This is a genomic window from Streptomyces sp. NPDC093984 (assembly GCF_044764595.1).
GTDB lineage: Bacteria > Actinomycetota > Actinomycetes > Streptomycetales > Streptomycetaceae > Streptomyces > Streptomyces cynarae.
The window spans coordinates 275652-295346 of record NZ_JBIWIM010000007.1 but is presented as its reverse complement, the minus strand read 5'-3'; the positions used below and the strand labels follow the sequence as shown (position 1 = coordinate 295346).

Annotated in this window: 13 protein-coding genes; 9 read left to right on the top strand and 4 right to left on the bottom strand. The window is 72.7% G+C overall.

The features are described 5' to 3' along the window. The first annotated feature begins 541 nt into the window (after positions 1 to 541). From ACIRC0_RS25730 to ACIRC0_RS25710, 5 genes are all read left to right on the top strand, one after another. Positions 542 to 901, top strand: a complete 360-nt coding sequence (locus tag ACIRC0_RS25730; RefSeq protein ID WP_403619793.1) for an STAS domain-containing protein — start codon at positions 542 to 544, stop codon at positions 899 to 901. Then, a complete protein-coding gene (locus ACIRC0_RS25725; protein WP_403619790.1) occupies positions 898 to 1854 on the top strand; it encodes an anti-sigma factor RsbA family regulatory protein in 957 nt (318 codons plus the stop codon). The genes ACIRC0_RS25730 and ACIRC0_RS25725 overlap by 4 nt, the downstream gene beginning before the upstream one ends. 208 nt (positions 1855 to 2062) lie before the next feature. Further along, positions 2063 to 2926 (top strand): LysR family transcriptional regulator, encoded by an 864-nt coding sequence (locus tag ACIRC0_RS25720; RefSeq protein ID WP_403619787.1) that lies wholly within the window; start codon positions 2063 to 2065, stop codon positions 2924 to 2926. A gap of 140 nt (positions 2927 to 3066) precedes the next feature. After that, positions 3067 to 3528, top strand: coding sequence for a hypothetical protein (locus ACIRC0_RS25715; protein ID WP_403619784.1), 462 nt, complete (start codon positions 3067 to 3069; stop codon positions 3526 to 3528). Positions 3529 to 3537: 9 nt separating this feature from the next. After that, a complete protein-coding gene (locus ACIRC0_RS25710) occupies positions 3538 to 7851 on the top strand; it encodes an HAD-IC family P-type ATPase (RefSeq protein WP_403619781.1) in 4314 nt (1437 codons plus the stop codon). Positions 7852 to 8394: 543 nt separating this feature from the next. On the opposite strand, the gene ACIRC0_RS25705 is transcribed toward ACIRC0_RS25710, so the two are convergent. Beyond that, positions 8395 to 8967, bottom strand: coding sequence for an ester cyclase (locus tag ACIRC0_RS25705; protein WP_403619778.1), 573 nt, complete (start codon positions 8965 to 8967; stop codon positions 8395 to 8397). A 90-nt stretch (positions 8968 to 9057) separates the two neighbouring features. On the opposite strand from ACIRC0_RS25705, the gene ACIRC0_RS25700 reads away from it, so the two are divergent. Beyond that, positions 9058 to 9669 (top strand): TetR/AcrR family transcriptional regulator, encoded by a 612-nt coding sequence (locus ACIRC0_RS25700; RefSeq protein ID WP_403619776.1) that lies wholly within the window; start codon positions 9058 to 9060, stop codon positions 9667 to 9669. A 53-nt stretch (positions 9670 to 9722) separates the two neighbouring features. Here ACIRC0_RS25700 and ACIRC0_RS25695 read toward each other — a convergent pair whose 3' ends face one another. Next, a complete protein-coding gene (locus ACIRC0_RS25695) occupies positions 9723 to 10535 on the bottom strand; it encodes a LuxR C-terminal-related transcriptional regulator (RefSeq protein WP_403619774.1) in 813 nt (270 codons plus the stop codon). 454 nt (positions 10536 to 10989) lie between these two features. Between ACIRC0_RS25695 and ACIRC0_RS25690 the strand changes: the two genes are divergently transcribed. The 3 genes from ACIRC0_RS25690 to ACIRC0_RS25680 all read left to right on the top strand — a co-directional run bounded on the left by ACIRC0_RS25690 (position 10990) and on the right by ACIRC0_RS25680 (position 14778). Then, positions 10990 to 12441, top strand: a complete 1452-nt coding sequence (locus tag ACIRC0_RS25690; protein WP_403619771.1) for a WGR domain-containing protein — start codon at positions 10990 to 10992, stop codon at positions 12439 to 12441. Between the two features lie 194 nt (positions 12442 to 12635). Continuing rightward, on the top strand, positions 12636 to 13202 hold the full coding sequence (locus ACIRC0_RS25685; protein ID WP_403619768.1) for a methanogen output domain 1-containing protein: 567 nt from the start codon (positions 12636 to 12638) through the stop codon (positions 13200 to 13202). Position 13203: 1 nt separating this feature from the next. Continuing rightward, complete coding sequence (locus ACIRC0_RS25680) at positions 13204 to 14778, top strand: SpoIIE family protein phosphatase (RefSeq protein ID WP_403620342.1); 1575 nt, start codon at positions 13204 to 13206, stop codon at positions 14776 to 14778. 102 nt (positions 14779 to 14880) lie between these two features. On the opposite strand, the gene ACIRC0_RS25675 is transcribed toward ACIRC0_RS25680, so the two are convergent. After that, the gene (locus tag ACIRC0_RS25675) at positions 14881 to 17073 is read right to left on the bottom strand and encodes an OmpL47-type beta-barrel domain-containing protein (protein WP_403620339.1); all 2193 of its coding nucleotides are present in this window, start codon (positions 17071 to 17073) and stop codon (positions 14881 to 14883) included. A gap of 14 nt (positions 17074 to 17087) precedes the next feature. Further along, positions 17088 to 19613 carry a ThuA domain-containing protein gene (locus ACIRC0_RS25670; protein WP_403619765.1) on the bottom strand — a complete coding sequence of 842 codons (2526 nt, stop codon included), beginning with the start codon at positions 19611 to 19613 and terminating at the stop codon, positions 17088 to 17090. Between the last annotated feature and the right edge of the window lie 82 nt (positions 19614 to 19695).

Genomic DNA, 19695 nt, shown 5'->3' with positions numbered 1-19695 from the left:
CTGCCGCGGTGCCGTCGGCGACGCTCGTCCCTGTTGAGAGGCGGCCACACCTGTGCCCGTGGAGCTCGGTCGCACGGCACGGGCCTCGTACCTCCGCTGAACCCCGCGGCGGCGCCCGGTCTCGCGGCCACGGACGGCACCCGATCAGCCGTCACTCGAGCGGCGGCGTTTGTGTGACGGCGGCGTTTGTATGCCGCGCCCGGGGAACTCGAAGGATCTGTCCAGTCCCCACCTCGCTCACACCACAGGGAGTGCTCGGTATGCGGTCCGTGACCAAAGGCCTGCCGGCCGGGGCGGCCGGCACGGTCGCCCACCAGGCACTCGGCTGACCGGCGCCCGCCGTCGGCCGCGACGCAGCGGTGATTGCCGCTCTCGGTGCCCCGGCGGAGTACGTGCCCGGCCCGGAGGCCGGGAAATGACAAGCGCCGCCGTGACTGTTCCGGCCCGTGCCGTGTGCCCGCCTGTGGGACGCCGCCGCATGGCCCCGCTCGGCCGTAGGCCATACTGGCCGGGTTCCGGAGCAGCCGCACGAGGTGGAGACATGGACACACCACAAGGCATGCGGCAGGTGGCCCCCCAGCCCTTGCCGACGGCCGCGTTGAAGGGCGGCCCGCTACGGGACCGGGCCGGGATGCTGGCGGTGGGTGAAATCAGCCTGGCGACGCAGCCGGTGTGGGAGCGTCTGCTGGAGGAACTCGTGGACGGGGACGAGCCGGTGTGCCATCTGGAGCTGTCCGCGGTCACCTTCATCGACGTCCGCGGCGCCGCCTCGCTCGTGGCGGCGGCCCAAGCTCTGGGGGAGGGCCGGCGCATCGTGCTGTGGCAGCCCCCGGCGAGTCTGAGGCGAACGCTGGAGTTGTTCTGGCCCGAGCTGTCGGTGATCGAGGTGGCGCAGTCATGACTGGTACGACGGTGGACGACCGGTTCTGGCACCCCGCCCTGTTCTACTCCGGCCGCGACGAGTACCTGGCCGGGACCGTGTCGTTCGTGCAGGAAGGGCTGGCCGCCGGGGAGCCGGTGGCAGTGGCCGTGCCGGGCGACAACCTGCGTCTGCTGCGGGACGCTCTCGGCGAACAGGCCGAGGCCGTGCAGTTCCTGGACATGACCGAGGCCGGGCGCAATCCGGGGCGGATCATCCCCCGGGTGCTGCGCGGCTTCGCGGACGCCCACCCCACGGGCCGGGTACGGATCATCGGGGAGCCCATCTGGGCCGGACGCACCGCGACCGAGTACCCCGCGTGTGTGCAGCACGAGGCCCTGATCAACGCGGCCTTCCGGGGCCGGGCCGTGAGCATCCTGTGCCCCTACGACACCTCCCGGCTGGATTCCGCGGTGCTCGCCGACGCGCACGCCACCCACCCGACGGTCATCGAGCGCGGCCAGGAGCGCGCCAGCGGCGCCTACGCGCCCGATCAGGTCGTCAGCCGGTACAACCAGCCCCTGCCTCCCGCACCGTTCGGCGCCGCCGAGTTCCCCTTCGACGCCGCCGCACTGCCCGCCGCCCGCCGCTTCGCCACCGAGCGGGCGGCACTGCTGGGCCTGCCCAAGGACCGGACGGCGGACCTGGAGCTGGCGGTGGCCGAGCTGACCACGAACAGCGTGGTGCACGGCGGCGGCCGGGGCACCCTGCGCCTGTGGGCGGAGGCCCGGCAACTGGTGTGCGAGGTCAACGACGCCGGGGTGCACACCGATCCGCTGGCCGGACGCATCCCTCCGCCCGGTGCCCGGCCCGGCGGCCGGGGCCTGCTGCTGGTGAACATCCTCGCCGACCTGGTCCGCCTGCACACCGGCCCGGCCGGCACGACCACCCGCATCTATCTCGCCACCGAGGAGTACGCCCACGAGGCTCACTGAGCATCGGGCCTGACCCTGCCTCCACACCGCTGCGGCGCGGGGGAGAAGCCGTACCGGCATCCCGGCGGCGGCCCAGGCGGCAGCCGTTCGGCGGCCGATACGGTGCTCGGGGTGATGGTGACCTGCGGGGCCCGGTGCCTGATATGACGGTCACCCCAGGGATGGCCGAACGGGGTGACCGAACGCGTTGACACGGGAGGAGGCGGCCATGGATCTTCGGCAGATGGAGGTCGTTGTCGCGGTCGCCGAAGAAGGCGGGTTCAGCGCGGCGGCACGGCGGTTGCACGTGGTGCAGTCCGCGGTGTCCACCACGGTGCAGTCCCTGGAGCGCGAGCTGGGCACACCGCTGTTCCACCGCACCACCCACCGGGTGTCACTGACCCCCGCCGGAGAGGCCTTCCTGCCGGCCGCCCGCGCCACCCTGCAGGCCGCCCGACAGGCCCGTACGGCCGTCGACCCCTTCAAGGACGCACTGCGCGGCGAGATCACCGTCGGTGTGATGCAGGGGCTGTTCACCGGCCTCGCCCAGGCACTGGCCGACTTCCACCGCGAGTACCCCGCGGTGACGGTCAGGCTGCGCCAGGCACCCGTCGGCGACATCCCGCAGACGCTGCGCGACGGCAGCGTGGACCTGGCCGTCGTCGCCCTCGACACACCGCAGTTGCGGGGATTCACAGCCCGGTTGCTGGCCCAGGAGGACATGGTCCTGGTGACAGGGCCGGCGACCGGCGCCCCGTCGGTCCGGCGGCCGGTGACCCTGGCCGAAGCAGCCCGCCTGGCGCTGGTGGACTTCCCTCCGGGCTGGGCGATCCGGCACGAGGTCGACAAGGCCTTCCGGTCGGCCTCGCTCGAACGCGCCACCACCTTCGAGGTGAACGACGTGCTGGCGGCCACCGACCTGGTCCGGCACGGCTTGGGCGTGTGCATCATGCCCCCGTCGCTCGCCTCCCGATTCCCCGATCTGCCGGCACGCCCGTTCGCCGGACAGGCACCGGCGTGGACGGTGAGAGTCGTCCACCCCCAGGGACAGACGCCTCCCGCCGTCGACGCGCTGCTGCGGCACATCACCTGACCGCCGCCGCGCTGCCGCTCACCCGGCCCGTCGCCGCGCTGCTGCGCACATCACACATGACCAAGACCTGGGGATGGTCGGCGTCGACGCGGGAACCCGGGCCCCGCAAGAAGGCGATGTCACCACGGATGAGGTGAGTCATGGCAGTGCAGAAGTCGTCGTCCCCGCCGACGCCGCTGAGGGCCGTTCCCCGGCCGGTGCGCGACGCGGCCTCGGTCCTGGGCCGGCTTCCCGGCGCCGGGATGGTGGGCAGGGCGGCCGAGGGAGCGCTGGAGAAGGTCGGCGCCGTGTCGCCGCGGGGGCGACGGCTGGCGGTCTACGCCGGGGCCGGAGTGCTCGGCGCCGTGGGCGTGGTCGAGTGGCCCGTCGCCCTCACCGGTGCGGCGGTGGCCTGGCTCACGCAGCCCCGGCCGCAGACATCCGGGCAGCCCCCGGCCCAGCCGTCCGAGAGCGAGGGGACGACCTCCACCGCAACCCGTCCAAGGGCGTCCCGGACGAAGAAGCCCACGTCCACGGCACCCGGGCCCGCGCCCTCGAAGAAGCCTTCGGCGTCCTCCGGACGCGCCGGCTCCGGCACGCGCCGCGCCCGTACCACCGGCTGAGGGCGCGTCATGGTCCTTGCGCTGCTGACGAGGCCTTCCGCCGCCGGACGTATCGTGCCGTCGGCGGTCCACCTGTTCGAACGGTCGGCCCCGACCGTGGTGGGCGCGGCCGCGGGAGCCGTCGCCCGGACGGCGCGGGCGGGGGTGCGGAGCGCGGACGCCGCGGTCCGTGTCGCCCGCGTCGCCCGGCACGCGCTGCCGGGCCGCCCCCGCCCGTGGCGGTCCGGCACGCGGGCGCATCTCGCGCTGCGGCAAGCGGTTCCAAGGGAGGAGCGGCGGGCGGACGGAATCGCGACGAGGGCGCGCCGGGTGGCCGCGGCGCTGGCGGATCACCCGGACGTGGCCTTCGCGTACTGGGACGGTGGGTTGGCCCGCCTGGTGGTGGCCGCGACCGAGGAGGCGGTCACCGACCGTGTGGTGGAGGACGCGACCGGCCTCGCGGAACGCCACGGGCTGGTCCGGGCGGACGACCTGCCGGAGGAGTTCCCGCATCCGGCCGAGCCCACCGGGGTACGGGCCGCCGCGGCCGCGCTGGCGGCCGACGTGGCCGGCACCGCGGCCGCGGTGCTCGGGTCGGCGCTGCGCCTGCCGCCGTCGCCGCGCCTGGTGACCGCGGCCGTGACCCTGCTGCGGGAGAACCCGCGCTTCCGCGACCTGCTGCGCGCCCGGCTCGGCCGCACCGGCATGGACCTGGCCCTGTCCTGGGCGAACGCGGCCGCACACGGCGCCGGCCAGACACCCACGTCCCTGGTGCTCGACGGAGCGCTGCGGTCGTGCCAGTTGGCGGAGACGGTGGCGCGCGCCGCCGCCTTCGACGCGGTCCACGACGAGCTGTGCACGCCGGAGCGGGTCAGCGTGCCCGCGGGCGAGGTGCCGCGCCCGCCGCTGCGCACGGCCCCGGCCCAGGAGTACGCCTCCCGCGCCTCCACCGGCAGCCTGGTCGGAGCCGCGGTGACGCTGCTGGTCAAGCGCAACCTCAACGAGGCCGCCGAGGCGGTACTGGCGGGATCGCCGAAGGCCGCGCGCTACGGACCCGCCGCCTTCCAGGCCGTCCTGAGCGGCGCGCTGTCCCGGGAAGGTGTGCTGGTGCGTGACCCGCAGCGGCTGCGGCAACTCGAGACGGCCGGCACGGTCGTGCTGCACCCGAGCGCGCTGCGCACCGAGAGCGGCGAGGCGGACCCCTGGGCCGAGGCGGTACTGGACGCCGCGCGCCGCGCCGGGCTGCGCGTCGTGGTCGTGGACGACCCCGCACTGGAGGAGTTCACCGGCCTCGCCGACCAGGTCGTGGACGCACGGCGTCCCCTGGACGACGTGGTGCACGGGCTGCGCGGCGACTCCGGCGGCGTCGTCACGGTCGCCCGGCTGGGCTCGGCCGACGAACACACCGTCCTGGCCGGCCTGCTCGCCGGCGACGTCGCCGTCGCCCTCACGGACCGGGACGCCGCCGTCGTATGGGGAGCGGACGTCCTGGCCGTGCACGGCCTGGCCGACGTGTGGCGGCTGCTGGTCGCGGTCCCCGCGGCCCGCGCCGTCGGCCGCCGCGCGCAGACCCTGGCCCGCTCCGGTGCCGCGCTCTCCGGTCTGCTGGTGGCCGTCGGCGAGTCCAAGGGCGGCCGGGGGCGGCGCGGTCTGCTGCCCGGCCTGCGGCACGTTCCGGTCGACGTGAGCGCGGCGACGGCCCTGGTGTCCGGGGCGCGGGCGGCGCTGGGCGTCGCGGCGGCCCGCGCCCCGCATCCCCGCCCGCGCGTGCCCTGGCACGAGCTGCCGCCCCAGGAGGCCCAGGCCCGGCTGGCAACCGAACGGGCCCGCGAACCGGACCCGGTCGACCTGGTCACGGCCCGGCTGCGCAAGGCGACGCGCGCCGCCGGAAGGTCGCCCGCCCTGGCCCCGGCGCGCTGGACGTTCCAGCTCGCCCGGGCGGTGCGCGGCGAACTCGACGATCCGCTCACACCGGTGCTGGCGGTCGGCTCCGCCGCCTCCGCGATCCTCGGCTCCGTCGTCGACGCGGCGCTCGTCGTCGGCGCACTCGACCTCAACGCGCTCGTCGGCGGCATCCAGCGGCTGCGCGCCGAACGGGCGCTGTCCGGCCTGCTCGCCGAGCAGAAGCAGAAGGCGCGCGTGGCAGCCGCGCACAAGGACGCGACGGAACCCGCGCGGACGGTGGACGCCGCCCGGCTCGGGCCCGGCGACGTGATCGAGCTCAAGGCGGACGACGTCGTACCCGCCGACGCCCGCCTGCTCCTGGAGGACGGCCTCGAGGTCGACGAGTCCGCGCTGACCGGGGAGTCCCTGCCGGTCGTGAAGCAGGTCGATCCGACCCCGGGCGCCCCTGTCGCCGACCGCAGTTGCATGGTCTTCGAGGGCACCACCGTGGTGGCCGGACACGCGCGGGCCGTTGTGGTGCAGACCGGCGAGAGCACCGAGGCGGCCCGCGCCGTGACGCTCGCCGCGCGCACCCCGCCCTCCGCCGGGGTGCAGGCCAGGCTGCAGGAACTCACCCGCAAGGCACTCCCGCTCACCTTGGGCGGCGGAGCGGCGGTGACCGGACTGGCGCTGCTGCGCGGCACGCCCATCCGGGAGGCGGTCAGTGGCGGCGTGGCCGTCGCCGTGGCCGCCGTGCCCGAGGGTCTGCCCCTGGTGGCCACGGTCGCGCAGCTAGCCGCCGCCCGGCGGCTCGGCCACCGCGGCGTCCTGGTACGCACCCCGCGTACGCTGGAGGCCCTGGGCCGCATGGACACGGTCTGCTTCGACAAGACCGGAACCCTCACGCAGAACCGGCTGCGCCTGACCCGTGTCGCCGACGCCGACGGCACGGTCCACGGGGTGACGGAGGCGGCGGTCGCGGGCATCGTACGGGACGCGGCGCGTGCCTGCCCCCGGCTGAACGGCGGCTCCGAGCGGCCGGTGCACGCCACCGACGCGGCCGTCCTGGACGCGGCCGGTGCCGACCCGCAGTGGGAGCAGGCCGAGGGCCTGCCCTTCGAGGCGGCCCGCGGGTATGCCGCGGCGGTCGGCCGCGCCGCGGACGGCCCGCGCACGCTCGTGGTCAAGGGCGCCCCGGAGACCGTCCTGCCCGCCTGCTCCGGACTGCCGGACCACGCGTCCGCCACGGCCCGGACCCTCGCCGGAGAGGGCCTGCGTGTCCTGGCGGTGGCCAGGCGCACCCTGGGCGAGGACGAGAAGGAGTCCGACGTCATCGAACGACCGCTGGACCGGCTGGAGTTCGCCGGCCTGCTGGCACTCTCCGACGCGCCGCGCGAGACGTCCACGGCCCTGGTCCGCGGTCTGCGGGACGCCGGCGTACGGCCGGTCATGCTGACCGGTGACCATCCGCAGACCGCCCGGGCGATCGCGACCGAACTGGGCTGGCCCGAGGAAACCGTCGTGGTCACCGGGGACGAACTGGCGGCCGTTGACCGGTCGGTGAGGGTCCGGATGCTGGCCGGCGCGGGCGTCGTGGCCAGGGTCGCGCCGGAGCAGAAGCTCCAGGTCGTCGAGGCCCTGCGGGACGCCGGCCGGGTGGTCGGAATGGTGGGCGACGGCGCGAACGACGCCGCGGCGATCCGCGCCGCCGACGTCGGCGTGGGCATCAGCGCCCGGGGTTCGGCCGCCGCCCGCAACGCCGCCGACCTGGTGCTCACCGATGACGATCTGACCGTCCTGGTCGAGGCGGTCCGCGAGGGCCGCGCCCTGTGGCGCAGCGTCGCCGACGCCGTCGCCATCCTGATCGGCGGGAACGCGGGCGAGATCGGCTTCGGCGTCATCGGCACCCTGCTGTCGGGGACCGCACCGCTGAGCACGCGTCAGATGCTGCTGGTGAACCTGTTCACGGACCTGTTCCCGGCCATGGCGGTGGCGGTGACGCCGCAGCGGCAGGAGCCGGACGGCGAGGGGGAGGGCGCCGCGTCCGTGGACGGGGTGCCACGGGTCCTCGGGGCGCCCCTGATCCGGCAGATCCGCCATCGCGCGCTGACCACGTGCCTGGGTGCGGTGGCGGCCTGGCTGATCGGCCGCTTCACCCCGGGCAGTGCTCGCCGCGCCGGCACGATGGCCCTGTGCGGGGTGGTCGGCACCCAGCTCGCCCAGACCCTGGCCGACCGCCGCGACAGCCCGCTGGTCCGCGTCACGGCCCTCGGCTCGGCCGTCGCACTCGTCGCCCTCATCCAAACGCCGGGCGTCAGCCGCCTGTTCGGCTGCACCCCGCTCGGACCGTTCGCCTGGGCAGGCGTCGCCGCGGCGATCGCTCTCGCGCTGATGGGCCAACGGGCGCTGCCCCGACTGGAACCGGCCATCGCCCGACTGCTGCCGACGGGACGGGGGTGACGGCCGACGGCCGTCGGGGCGAGGTGCACGGGCGGTGCCGGGAAGGCCGGGCGCCGGCGGCTGCGCCCGGCCGCGGCGGGCTGCGCCGGCGTTTCGGCCGTGGCGTCCGGGGGCTGCGTCCGGTGGCGGGGGCGGGGAGTGGCTGGGCCAGGGTGGTGAGGGGCGGGGGTTCCGGTTGCGCCGGGTCGGCGGCTGCGTCCGGCCGCCTGTGCCTGTCGGCGGCTGTGTCCGGCTGCGGCGGCCAGCGGCTGTCTCAGTCGGGGTGGGCTGCGCCGGCGTTCCGGCCGTCATGGCCTGCGACGGCGTCCGGTCTGACAGTCGGGCGGGTTGCCGCAGCACCCCGCCCCTCCGCCCCCGGCGAGCCGGGCAACCAGCAGGCCGTGTCCGGCCCCTCCGGGGCCCGCGCTCGCCGTCAGCTGACGGACGGCCTCGCGGGCACCCGGGCCCCGCGACATGCCGCCGGGCCCGGACGGGCATCGGGAGGGGCCTGCCAGGCCACGCCGCCACAAGCGGCATGAGGGCAGGGACTGACGAAGCGTCCGTTCAGCGGCCCTGACCCGGGTTGTGCTGCGCCAGGCCGGCCGCCTCGGCGGCTTGTGCCGTCACGCGGGTGGCGGCGCGTGCCGCCTGTCCGGTCACCCGCCAGGCGAGCATGCGCAGCGCGACGGCCGGGCTCGGCGGAAAGACACCGAGCTGGCCCAGCATGGTGATGTCGTCGCGCACCGCTTCGTGGCCGGCCACCTTGCCGTCGCGGAGGTCGAGCACGTGGATCTGCTCGAAGTCGATGTCCCTCCCGGTGGGCGGTATGGCCTGGTCGAGTGCGCCATCACGGAAGCGGACGAAGGGGCCCGTGTGGCGGCCCTGCATGCGCAGCCGCACCCACACCTGGTCGTCGTTGCGGGCGATGCCGAGGACGGGGAAGCGCAGGTCGCTGAAGGCGGAGCGCATCCACGCCCCGGAGGCGAGGACGCCTGACGGCCCCGGGAGCGCGCAGGCGGCGGGTGACACGACTGCCTCACGGTTGCGGAAGTCCTCGTGCACGACGTCGGCGGCCAGTGCCGGATCGCCTGTCTCGAGGATGCGGAAGAGCCCGTGGGCCAGGTCCGTGGCGTCCATTCCCATTGCGTTGATGCCTTTCGCCGACTGTGCGTGAGATATTGAGGTTATAGCACGCCTAATGAATTCGTACCTGTCTAGGATGACGTCATGCCGTCCAAGCGCCCCTACGTCTCCCCGCTGCGCGAGCAGGCCGCCGCGCGGACGCGGGAGCTGATCCTCCAGCAGGCCACGACGCTGTTCGCCGAGCGTGGCTACGGCCGGGTGACCGTCGCCGACATCGCCGCGGCGGCCGGTGTCGCGTCGAAGACCGTCTTCGCGAGCGTCGGGAGCAAGGGCGACATCCTGAACTGGATCGTCGACCATGGTGTGACCGCCTCCGGTTACGAACAGGCCATGCAGGACCTGCTCGCCCTGCGGTCACCCGAGTCGGTCGTGAAGGCGCTGGCCCACGGCACGCGGACGGGCAACGAGGGTCAGTTCGCGGTGCACGAGGCGATCCACAAGGCCCTGCCCGTCCACGAGGACGGCGAGGCGCTGTGGGAGCGCGCGACGGCCGCCTACCGGGCGGCACTTCACGCCGCCGCCCGCCACCTGCACACCCTGACTCCGCCGCCCTCCTACTCGGTCGAGGAGACGGCCGACCTCCTCTGGTACTGGTTCGGCCCCACCGGCTGGCGGACGCTCGTGGTCGAGAACGGCTGGTCGTGGGACCGGGCCGAGGAGGTTCTCTACCGCACCGCGGTCACCGCACTCCGCTGACGCCGACCACCGAAAGCCGGATGGGTCGCACAGGGAGACTTGAGCAAGAGGCCCTACGCCCCGCCGCGCTGGCGGTGAGGCCGGGTCGGTGCGGGGACGAGGCCGAGTTGCTGGGCGCGGAGCACGGTGCTGATGCGGTCCCGGGTGCCGAGTTTGCGGTAGACGTTCTGGATGTGCTTGTGCACCGTCCGGTCGGATATGCCGAGGCGGCGGCCGATGGCGGCGGCGGTCAGCGCTTCGGTGAGCAGCAGCAGGACGGCCGTCTCCCGGGGAGTGAGATGGCAGTCCGCGGCCACGTCCTGCGGTGCGCCCGGAGCGGCGAGTCGCTGCCAGCTTTCCAGGAGTTGCCGCTGCTGGTCGACGGCCGCCAGCAGGGGCTGCACCCGCCGGGCGAAGCGGAGCTGGTCGTCGGTGAAGTCCGTTCCCGCGCGGTAGACGAGACACCCGGTGATGGGAGTGGTGGCCTCGGGCAGCGGGATCGCCAGCACGTGGTCCATGTCCAGCGCATCGTCGACCAGACGGGCGGTCGCGCTCTCGGACCAGGCGGCACCGAGCACCCGGCCGGCTGTGACCGGCGCGCGGCTGCGATCGTTCGCGTAGTGCCCCGCGAACGGGAACCCGGCGCGCAGAAGCCCCAGGGCCTCGTCGTCGAGTGCGTCCAACGCCGTTGCCGCCTCGGGCGCCGTACCGACCGTGCCCGTCCTCTCGCTCCAGTCGTCCAGCTTGTAGATCAGGACCTCGCCGCCGCACACATCCGGCAGCGTGGCGGCCATCAGGGGCCACAGCCGTGCGGGTTCGCGTTCGTGGAGCGCCGCCGTGGCCATCGACAGCATGCGTTCGTAGGCCGCGTCCAGCCCCTGTGCCATGTGCCCTCTCCGCTCATCCGGCCGTTCGTCGTACGCAGTTCTACCCATACCGGTGTGCCCCCTCGGTGATCCACACTCCAACCGAAGCGACATCGACGTTCCCGGACGCATTCCGGCCCACGGCCGCTGGGCGGTGCGGCGGAGTGGATCAGGCGACCGGGGGGTGCCTGATCCGTCTCATGGGGTCGATGGCGAGTGGCCCACCAGAGTCCGTGCGGGCCGGCGGCATAGGGGAACGCCGGCCCGCACGGCTGCCGCGATTCCCGGCACCTGCCTGGCCCGTCCTCAGCCCACCACCTGGCCGGCGTCTCCGCGGCGCTCGGCCCGTGATCCGAGCCGCAGCACCCGGTCCGCAAGCCCGGTGCGGGGCGATTGTCAGTGGCCCCTCCTACGGTGTGAGCAGTGGGACCGGCGGAAGGCCGCGGGTCCGCTCCTGGGGAGGGGTCTGTCTGTCATGTCTGCAGGGTCCGCGGTGTCGACGACGTATTTGGAGCTGTCGCAGGAAGGCGACGGTGCGCACAAATTCTACGAAGTGGCCGTCGACGGCCAGGTGGTGACGGTGCGGTACGGGCGGATCGGCGCAGCGGGCCAGACCCAGACGACGACCTTCCCGACGGCGGAGAAGGCACGGGCCGCCGCCGCGAAGAAGGTGGGCGAGAAGGTCCGCAAGGGATACGCCCCGGCCGTTCCCGGGCAGCGCGCTCCGCGGTCGGTGACCCGGCGTCAGGTCGCCTCGGCTCCGTCCACCGCCCGCGCCGTGGCGCCCGTGCTGTGGCGGTTCCGTACCGGCTCCTCGGCGTTCGGTATCCATGTCGACGACGAGCACTGCTGGGTCGGCAACCAGGCGGGCGACGTCTACACCCTGGACCACGACGGGGGCGTACTCGCCCGCTTCAGCCTGCCGGACGGCGTGAAATGCCTGGTGGCCGACGACTTCTGGATCTACGCGGGCTGCGACGACGGCAGGGTGTACGACCTGTCCTCCAAACTGCCGTTCGCCGCGTACGAGATCGCGCCGGACGTCGACATCTTCTGGCTGGACATCCACGAGGGCGTCCTGGACGTCTCGGACCGTGACGGCCGCCTGACCGTCATCGATCACGAGGACGAACACCAGTGGGCCCGCCGCAGCCAGGGCGAGCACGCCTGGATGGTCCGCGCGGACGACCGGGCCGTCTACCACGGCCACCACCGGGGTGTCACCGCCTACGCACCCGACGGGGGCCGCGAGCTGTGGCACACGCCCACCCGGGGCGGCGTCCTGTTCGGCTGGCAGGAGGACGACACCGTCTACGCGGGAACCGCGCACCGCGTGGTCCAACGGCTGTCGAAGGCGACCGGCGCGATAGAGGCCACCTACGCATGCGACAGCGCGGTGTACTCGTGCGCCACATCGCCCGGCGGGCGGTTCGTCTTCGCCGGTGACGCCGCCTCGTCCGTGTACTGCTTCGACCGCGACGGCACGCGCCTGTGGAAGCTCGGCACGGGCGGCGGCTCGGCGCTGTCGATGCAGTACCGCGACGAGCGGCTGTATGTGGTGACCACGGACGGCTCGCTGGTGTGCGTGGACGCGAGCGAGACGGCCGTCTCCGCGGCGCAGCAGGGGACGGTGCCGGTGCCGCGGGACGTCAAACTCGCCGCCGCGCTGCCGACCTACGCTCCGGCCACGGCGGCCGGAGCGGTGGCCACCGTCGCCCACGCTCCTGCCGGGGCGGTCGTCGTCGAATGCGTCCAGGAGAGCGGCCGCCTCCGCGTCCATGTGGTGTCCCATGGCTACGACTCTTCGTGGAACGTGCAGTTCCCGCGCGCGATACGGGAGCCCGGGGCCCGCTACGTCGTGGACGCCCTGCACGCGGCGGCCGGCGGCTTCTACCGGGTCCGCGGCGACATCCGGCGGCTGCTGTGACCGGTCCGGGCGTGGCCCGCCGCGCCGCACTGCCGGCGTCAACTCCGGTACACGGCGGAGCCCGGAATCGGGGGTTCATGCGTCGGTGATCGGGGCGCTATGCTCACGAACGGACCGTGTGATGACAGATGGACCTGTCAGTCGACATCCGCGCCGGCCGTGCGCACGGTACTCCGCGACAGGGAGGGGCCGCCGTGAACCTGGCCAAGGACGCCCACGTGGACCTGGACCGGGACGTGTTCATGCGTGGACTGGTCCGCGAGCTGGCGACGTCCCTGGAGTCCGTGGTCGGACTCGAGGAGGCCTCCGGCTACATCAGCCTGGTCGGCCAGTCGGTGGGACTGCAGATCAACGAGGCCTACACCGAGGCCATCGGCCTGCCGCAGCTGACCCGAGAACAGGTCGCCGACGTGCTGGTCGATCTCAAACAGCGCATCGAGGGCGACTTCTATCTCATCTCCCAGGACGAGCACCGGATCGTCCTGGGCAGCCGCAGCTGCCCGTTCGCGGAGAAGGTTCTCGGGCGGGAGTCGATGTGCATGATGACGTCCAACGTCTTCGGCACCATCGCCGCGCAGAACCTCGGATACGCACGCGTCGAACTGGAGGAGACCATCGCCCGCGGCGCCACCGGCTGCCGCGTCGTGGTGCACCTCGAACCGGAACTCGACCTGGGCGATGAACCGGGCCGTGAGTACTTCGGCGATGCTGCGGCCGTCGAAGAGGCGGCGGTCGACGCAGGGACCGGAACGGGTGGCTGAGATGAACCTGGCGATGTTCCAGGCCATGGCCAGGGCCCTTCCCCACGCCGTCGTGGTCTGCACCGTCTCGGGCCGAGTGGTGGCCGCCAATCCCGCCACGAGCCGTACGGTTGACACGCTCCTGCCCGAAGCGGAACTCGCGGACCTGGTGCTGGACCCCGCCGACCTGTCCCGGCGGATGGCACAGTGGGCGCGCAGCGGATCCCCGCTGCCGGGCGTCATGACCGTGCGCGACAGTGCCGGCGACCCGGTGCGCCTGCGTTGCCACGGAGGCCGGGCCACCTGGTGGAAAGGCCCCGAGCCGGCCGTCCAACTGCACCTGTCCCGGCTCGATGTCAGCGACCGCTTCGTGGCGCTCAGTCAACGCGTCAGCCTGCTGAACCAGCAGATGGCCTACCGGCACGCGATCGCCCAGCAGCGGGACCGGCTGCTGCGCACCGAGCAACGGGCCCGGGCGCGGATGCAGCGCCTGTACCGGCTCACCGCGGCCTTGGCGTCCGCCGCCACCCTCACGGACGTCTGCGACGCCGTGTACAAGTGCGCACCCCAGGCCCTCGACGCCGCGGACGTGACGCTCGAGCTGCACCCGCGGCGCATCGTGCCGTCCCTCGGCCCGGCCGACACACTGCCCGTGACCACGGCCCCCTGGGTGGATCTCGACCGGCTGCACACGGCACCGGTCTCCGCGCCGGCGTACGAGGACGGGCAGCGTCTGCCGCTTCAGACCGAGGGTGTCACCCTCGGCACCCTGGTCATCCACTACGCCCCGGGCGCCGAGCAGGACGCCGAGCACACCGTCGCCATCGGCCAGCAGATCGCCCAGGCGGTGCGCAGGGCGGGTCTCTTCGAGCACGAACACCGGCTCGCCGAACGCCTCCAGCGCAGCCTGCTGCCCAACCTGCCACCCGTCGAGGGCCTGGAGATCGCCGGTGGATACGCCCCCGGCACCCAGCTCGTCGACGTCGGCGGCGACTGGTACGACGTCCACATCCTCGACGGCGAGACCGTGGGCCTCACCATCGGCGACATCGCCGGCCACGGCATCGCCGAGGCCACCGCCATGGCCCAGACCACCACCGTGCTGCGCAGCATCGCCCGGCGCAGCGGTACCCGGCCGCCCGCGGTCCTGGCGGAGCTCAACGACTTCCTGGGCACCTACCACCACGGCCTGATGGCCACGGCCTGCTACGCCGCCTACGACCGCCGCACCCGTACCCTGCGTTACTCCCGAGCCGGCCACCCTCCGCCCCTGATGATCCACGCCGACGGCTCAAGCCGGTACCTCGAGGGCGCGCTCGCCCCACCGCTCGGCCCTGTCCCGTACACCGACTACCCGCAGGCGGAGACCACCGTCCCGACAGGCACCACCCTCGTGTTCTACACCGACGGTCTGATCGAGCGGCGCGGCCAGAGCCTGGACGTCGGCCTGGCCCAGCTCCTTCAGACAGCGCGCTCGACCGCGGGCCTCGACGCCGAGGGCATCTGTTCCCTGCTGCTCCACCAGCAGCCCGACACGGAGATGCCCGACGACAGGGCCCTGCTCGCCGTGCAGTTCCCGTCGTCGTCCGCCGGCTGAAGCGCCCGCGGCCGCACGCACGCCTGCCGTACCCGCCCGTGCATCCGGTCATGCCGCGAGGCCCCGGGCGGGTACAGCCGAACCGGGAGCGTCAGGAGCCGCCTACAGCTCCTTGACGCGGATGTCCCGGTAGGAGATCACATCCGTCGTGCTGTGCACCTGCAGTCCGATGTAGCCGGTGGCGAACCGCCGCCCGTCCGTGCCCGGATCGTCCGAGCGCGGCGGGTAGAAGGCCTGGCCCCCGGTGTTGTCGAACTCGTTGATCAGCACACCGTTGCGGTAGACCGAGTAGTGCTGGCCGACCACGCGGATCTCGTAGTCGTTCCAGGTGCCCTTCTGCGTGACGCCGGCCCCGGCGAGCCCCACCCGGTCGAAGCCGTAGATCGAGCCCGTCTTGTACATGTCGCCGGTGGGCGAGTCGAGCACCTGCACCTCGTGCCCGTACTTGATGGCGACCCACTCGGGCCGTGGCTCCTCCGGGTGGTCGTGCACCCATGGGAAGCGGACGAACACACCGGAGTTGGCGTTCCCGGTGCCGGGAGCGTCGTCACGCCACTGGAGCTTCAGCGAGAAGTCGCCGTACTTGCGCTGCGGGAACCAGAGCATGCCCAGGCCCGATCTGCCGGTGCCGCTGGTGATCGACCCGTCGGCGTTGAGGGCGAACGAACCACCGCCCACCTGCTCCCACTTGGCGAAGGACTCCGCAGTGCCGTCGAAGATCTTGCGGTAGCCCTCCGTCTGCCCCGGCGTGCCGATCCCGGACTGACGGGCGGCCCGCTGGATCGCGTTGTACTCCCGCTTGTCGATGACGCCTTCGTCGAGGAGCCCGTCCAGGACGGTCCTCACGTGCTTCAGGAACAGCGCGTGGGACGTCCACTCCTTCTCGTCCTCGATCAGCTCGTTGATCCGGCACCGGTTGTTCGTGACCCGGTTCGGCACGCCCGAGTCGACCGTGCCGACGATCACCGTCAACCGCTCGTCGTACTCGGGGCAGCCGGGCGCGGGAACCCCGCCTCCCGCCACGACGGTGAAGCTCACGGTCCGCGGTTCGGAGGTGTTGCCCGCCTTGTCGCTCGCCCGGTAGGCAATGGCGTGCGCGCCCCCCACGCGGTCGACCACCACGGGCGCGGTGTACGCCAGGTAGGGGCCGCCGTCGAGCGAGTACTCCACGCTCGCCACGCCCGAGCCGCCCGCGTCCGTCGCACTCACCGTCACCTTGGCGCTGCCGACGTAGGCTCCGTCGGAGTTCTTCGTGCCCTCGACGGTCACGCCCGTCACCGGTGGGGTGGTGTCCTGCGACGGCGCCGCGACGACCGAGAACTCCACGCTCTTCTCGGCGGAGACGTTGCCCGCCTTGTCGGTGGCGCGGTAGCGCACGGTGTGGGTGCCGAGCTGGTGCACCATCACGGGACCGGTGTACGGCTGCCAGGCGCCCGAGCCGACGGCGTACTCGATCGCGTTGACCCCGGAGCCGGTGTCCGAGGCGGTGACGGTGACGGTGGCCATGTCGATGTACGCCCCGTCGGCGTTCCGCTCGCCGCTGACCGTGGCCGAGGTCTCCGGAGGCGTCGTGTCGTCGGAAGGCGGCGCGACGACGGAGAACTCGACGCTCTTCTCGGCGGAGACGTTGCCCGCCTTGTCCAGGGCACGGTGGCGGACCTTGTGGCTGCCGACCTGGTCGACGACGACCGGAGCGGTGTACGGCTGCCAGGCGCCCGCGTCCCCGATCGCGTACTCGATCCGGTCGACGCCGCTGCCGCCCTCGTCGGTGGCGCCGATCGTGACCGTCGCCGAGCCGACGTACTCGCCCTGCGCGTTGCGCGCGCCGGTCACCTGGGCGGATGTCTCGGGCGGTGTCGTGTCCGCGCCGCCGCCCTCGGTGACCACCAGAACGCCCTGCATCTGTCCGTGGCCGGGGATCGTGCAGTGGTAGAAGTACCGGCCGGGCGTGAGCGTGACCTGCGCCGTGTGGCGGCCGCCCATGTCGTCGTTCGGGTTGGCCAGGATGTTGAGCTGGACGTCGCTGTTGTACTCGGGGTCGTTGGTCACGAACGTCAGCGTGTGCGGCATGCCGGTGGTGTTCCCGGTCGCCGCGCTGTTCTCGAAGACGATCGTCGCCGGTCCCGCTGACGCCGTCGTGGGCGCCGAGGCGTACTTCGTGATGTCGTCGCCGGCCGTCCAGGTCAGCACCTGCTCGGCCGCCCGGGCCTCGGATCGTCCTGCCGTCTGCCCGGCCGCGGACATCGTCTGCGGGCCGAGCATCGTGAGCAGTGCGGCCAGCAGCGCGGCCCACAGTCTCGACTGCCCTGTCACTCGGTCCTCCTCGCCAGCTGTTCGGCGGCAGGCGTCGGTCCGCCGCCGGTGTAGGTGATCCGCCACAGTGCCGACCTGGAGTCCGAGGTGAAGAAGCCGCGGCCGTAGTCGAGGACGTACAGCGCGCCGTCCGGACCGAACTTCCAGTCCATGAGGTTCTTGATGCGGTCGTTGCCGGTCGGCACGATCCTCTTCAGCGACTCCGAGTGCACGGGCAGACCGCCGTCCCCTTGTGTCCTCGGATCCATGAGCACCGCGTTGCGCGGCTGGTCGGCGTCGTAGAAGTCACCGACGAACCACTTGCCGTCCCAGTACGCGGGCCACTTCTTCCCGCTCGCGTTCGTCGCGTCGTACCGGTACACCGGTCCGTTCATCGCGGCCTGGCCACCGCCCTTGAGCCAGGGCAGCCGGTAGGTGGCCTCCTCCTGCTTGTAGGAGGGGACGCCGTTCGCGTCGCGCGGGTAGTCGGGTGCTCCGCCCTGCGGCGAGTACCAGATGTTGTTGCCGGTGACGGGTGGCAGATTGACCAGGCCGTCGTTGTTCGGGGACTCGTTCTTCGGGTGGTCGCAGTCGTACCAGCCCAGCGGCTGCGAGGGATCGGGCAGGTTGCGGTCCCGGTAGGGCTGTTTGTCGCCCATGCAGTACGGCCAGCCCCGGTTGCCCGCCTTGGTGATCACCGCGAACGTGTCGTACTTGGCCGGCCCCCAGGTCGGCGACGGCTGACCGGCGTCCGGACCGACCCAGCCCGCGTAGAGGATGTCGGTCGACTTGTCGACGAAGATGCGCGCCGGGTTCCGCACGCCCATCACATAGATCTCGCCGCGCGTCTTGCCGCCGCCCTCGTCGGTCTCCTTGCCGGTGAAGAGGTTCCCCTCGGGGATCGTGTACGTCCCGTCGGGTTCCGGGTGGATGCGCAGGATCTTGCCGTTGAGGTTGTTGGTGTTGCCGGCGGTGCGGCGTGCGTCCGCGAAGGAGACTCCCTTGTAGGCGGGCTGGGGGTTGTTGCCCGAGTAACCGCCGCTGAATCCGCTGGAGTTGTTGTCGCCCGTGGCGATGTACAGGTTCCCCTTGGAGTCCCAGGCCATCCCGCCGCCCGCGTGGCAGCAGCTGTGGATCTGCACCGGCCACTCGAGCAGCACCTTCTCGCTGCCCAGGTCGAGCTTGTCGGTGGCGGGATCCAGTGTGAAGCGGGAGACGCGCCGCTCGGCCATGTGCGTGTCGCGGTTGATCCGCGAGTGGGGTGTGTAGTGCAGATACACCCAGCCGTTCTGTTCGAACTTCGGGTCGAGCTCGATGCCGAGCAGGCCCTCCTCGACCTTCGTCAGCTCGTCGCCGCCGCCCTTGTTGCCGAAGACCGTCAACTCACCCGCGAGCGTGACCTTTCCGGTCTTCGGGTCGTAGACGTGGACCTGGCCCTTTCCCTTTCCGACGTCGGGGTCGTTCCAGTCGGTGATCACGGGCCGGGAGGCGTCGGCACCGCCCCGGCCGATGTAGAACACCCGGCCGTCGGGCGCGGTGACCAGGCCGTGCGGCTCGCCGATCTGGTCGTTCTGCCCCGGCTGGTTGGGCTGGGTGAGGCGCTCCGCCTTGTAGTTCCCGGTGATCGTCGCCTTGCAGTCGGCCTGTACCAGCCGCGTCGTCCACAGCAGCGCGCCGCGCAGATGGGTGCGGAAGTCGGTCTCGTCGTAGGACGACACCGTGCCGCCCATGCCGGTGTAGAACGAGCGTCCGCCGTCGTAGTCCCGGCACCAGCTGATCGGATGGTCCCAGCCGTTGCGGGTCGCCCCCGGCTGGTAGGTCGACTCCCGCACCCGCGCCACGGTGTGCACCTCGCCGGACGGGTTCTTCACCCAGTTCGGCCACTGGTCGGGCCGCTTCCACTCGGACGGCAGGTCCTTGGTGGCCGGATGCCGCCGGTCGCCGACCTCGACGGTCGCCCGCTGGACGTTCGCCGGGCCGGAGGCGGCCGGGCGGGCACCGATGAGACCGGTGAACCAGTCCGAGTACGGCTCCGCGCGGGCCGCGTCGTGGATACCGACGAAGCCGCCCCCGGCCTCCATGTACGCCTCGAGACCGGCCTCCTGCTCCGGGTCGAGGACGTCGCCGCCGCCGGTCAGGAACACGACCGCGTTGTAACGGCCCAGCCTGGTCGCCCGGGTGAACACCGAGGCGTCGTCCGTGGCCTCGACCTTGAAGCGCTGGTTGGCCGGGCCGGACAGCCCGATCTGTTCGATGGCCTCGATCCCGGCGTTCACGACCGGGGACTCGTCCCCGGCCGCGGCGGATCCGTAGAAGAGCAGCACCCTCACGTCGGCGCCGCCCGGCGGTGACTTGATCGACATCGTTGTCAGATGTGGCTCCGGGGCCGGACGCGCGTCGGCGGCGGGGGCCGTCAGCAGGCCGGCGGCGAGGGCGCCGGCGGTCAAGGAGCCCGCCCAGAGGCGGCTCGTGGTCCTCTTCGTGCTCAACCCGCGTAAGAGTCCGGGCCTTTGATGCGATGTGAAGCGCACGTGGTCACCCATCCCTCCTCGGTCGCAGCAACAGCGCCAAGGAAGCTAGACGGCTTTGCGTGGTTCGCCAATAGGTATGACCGTGATGCATCGA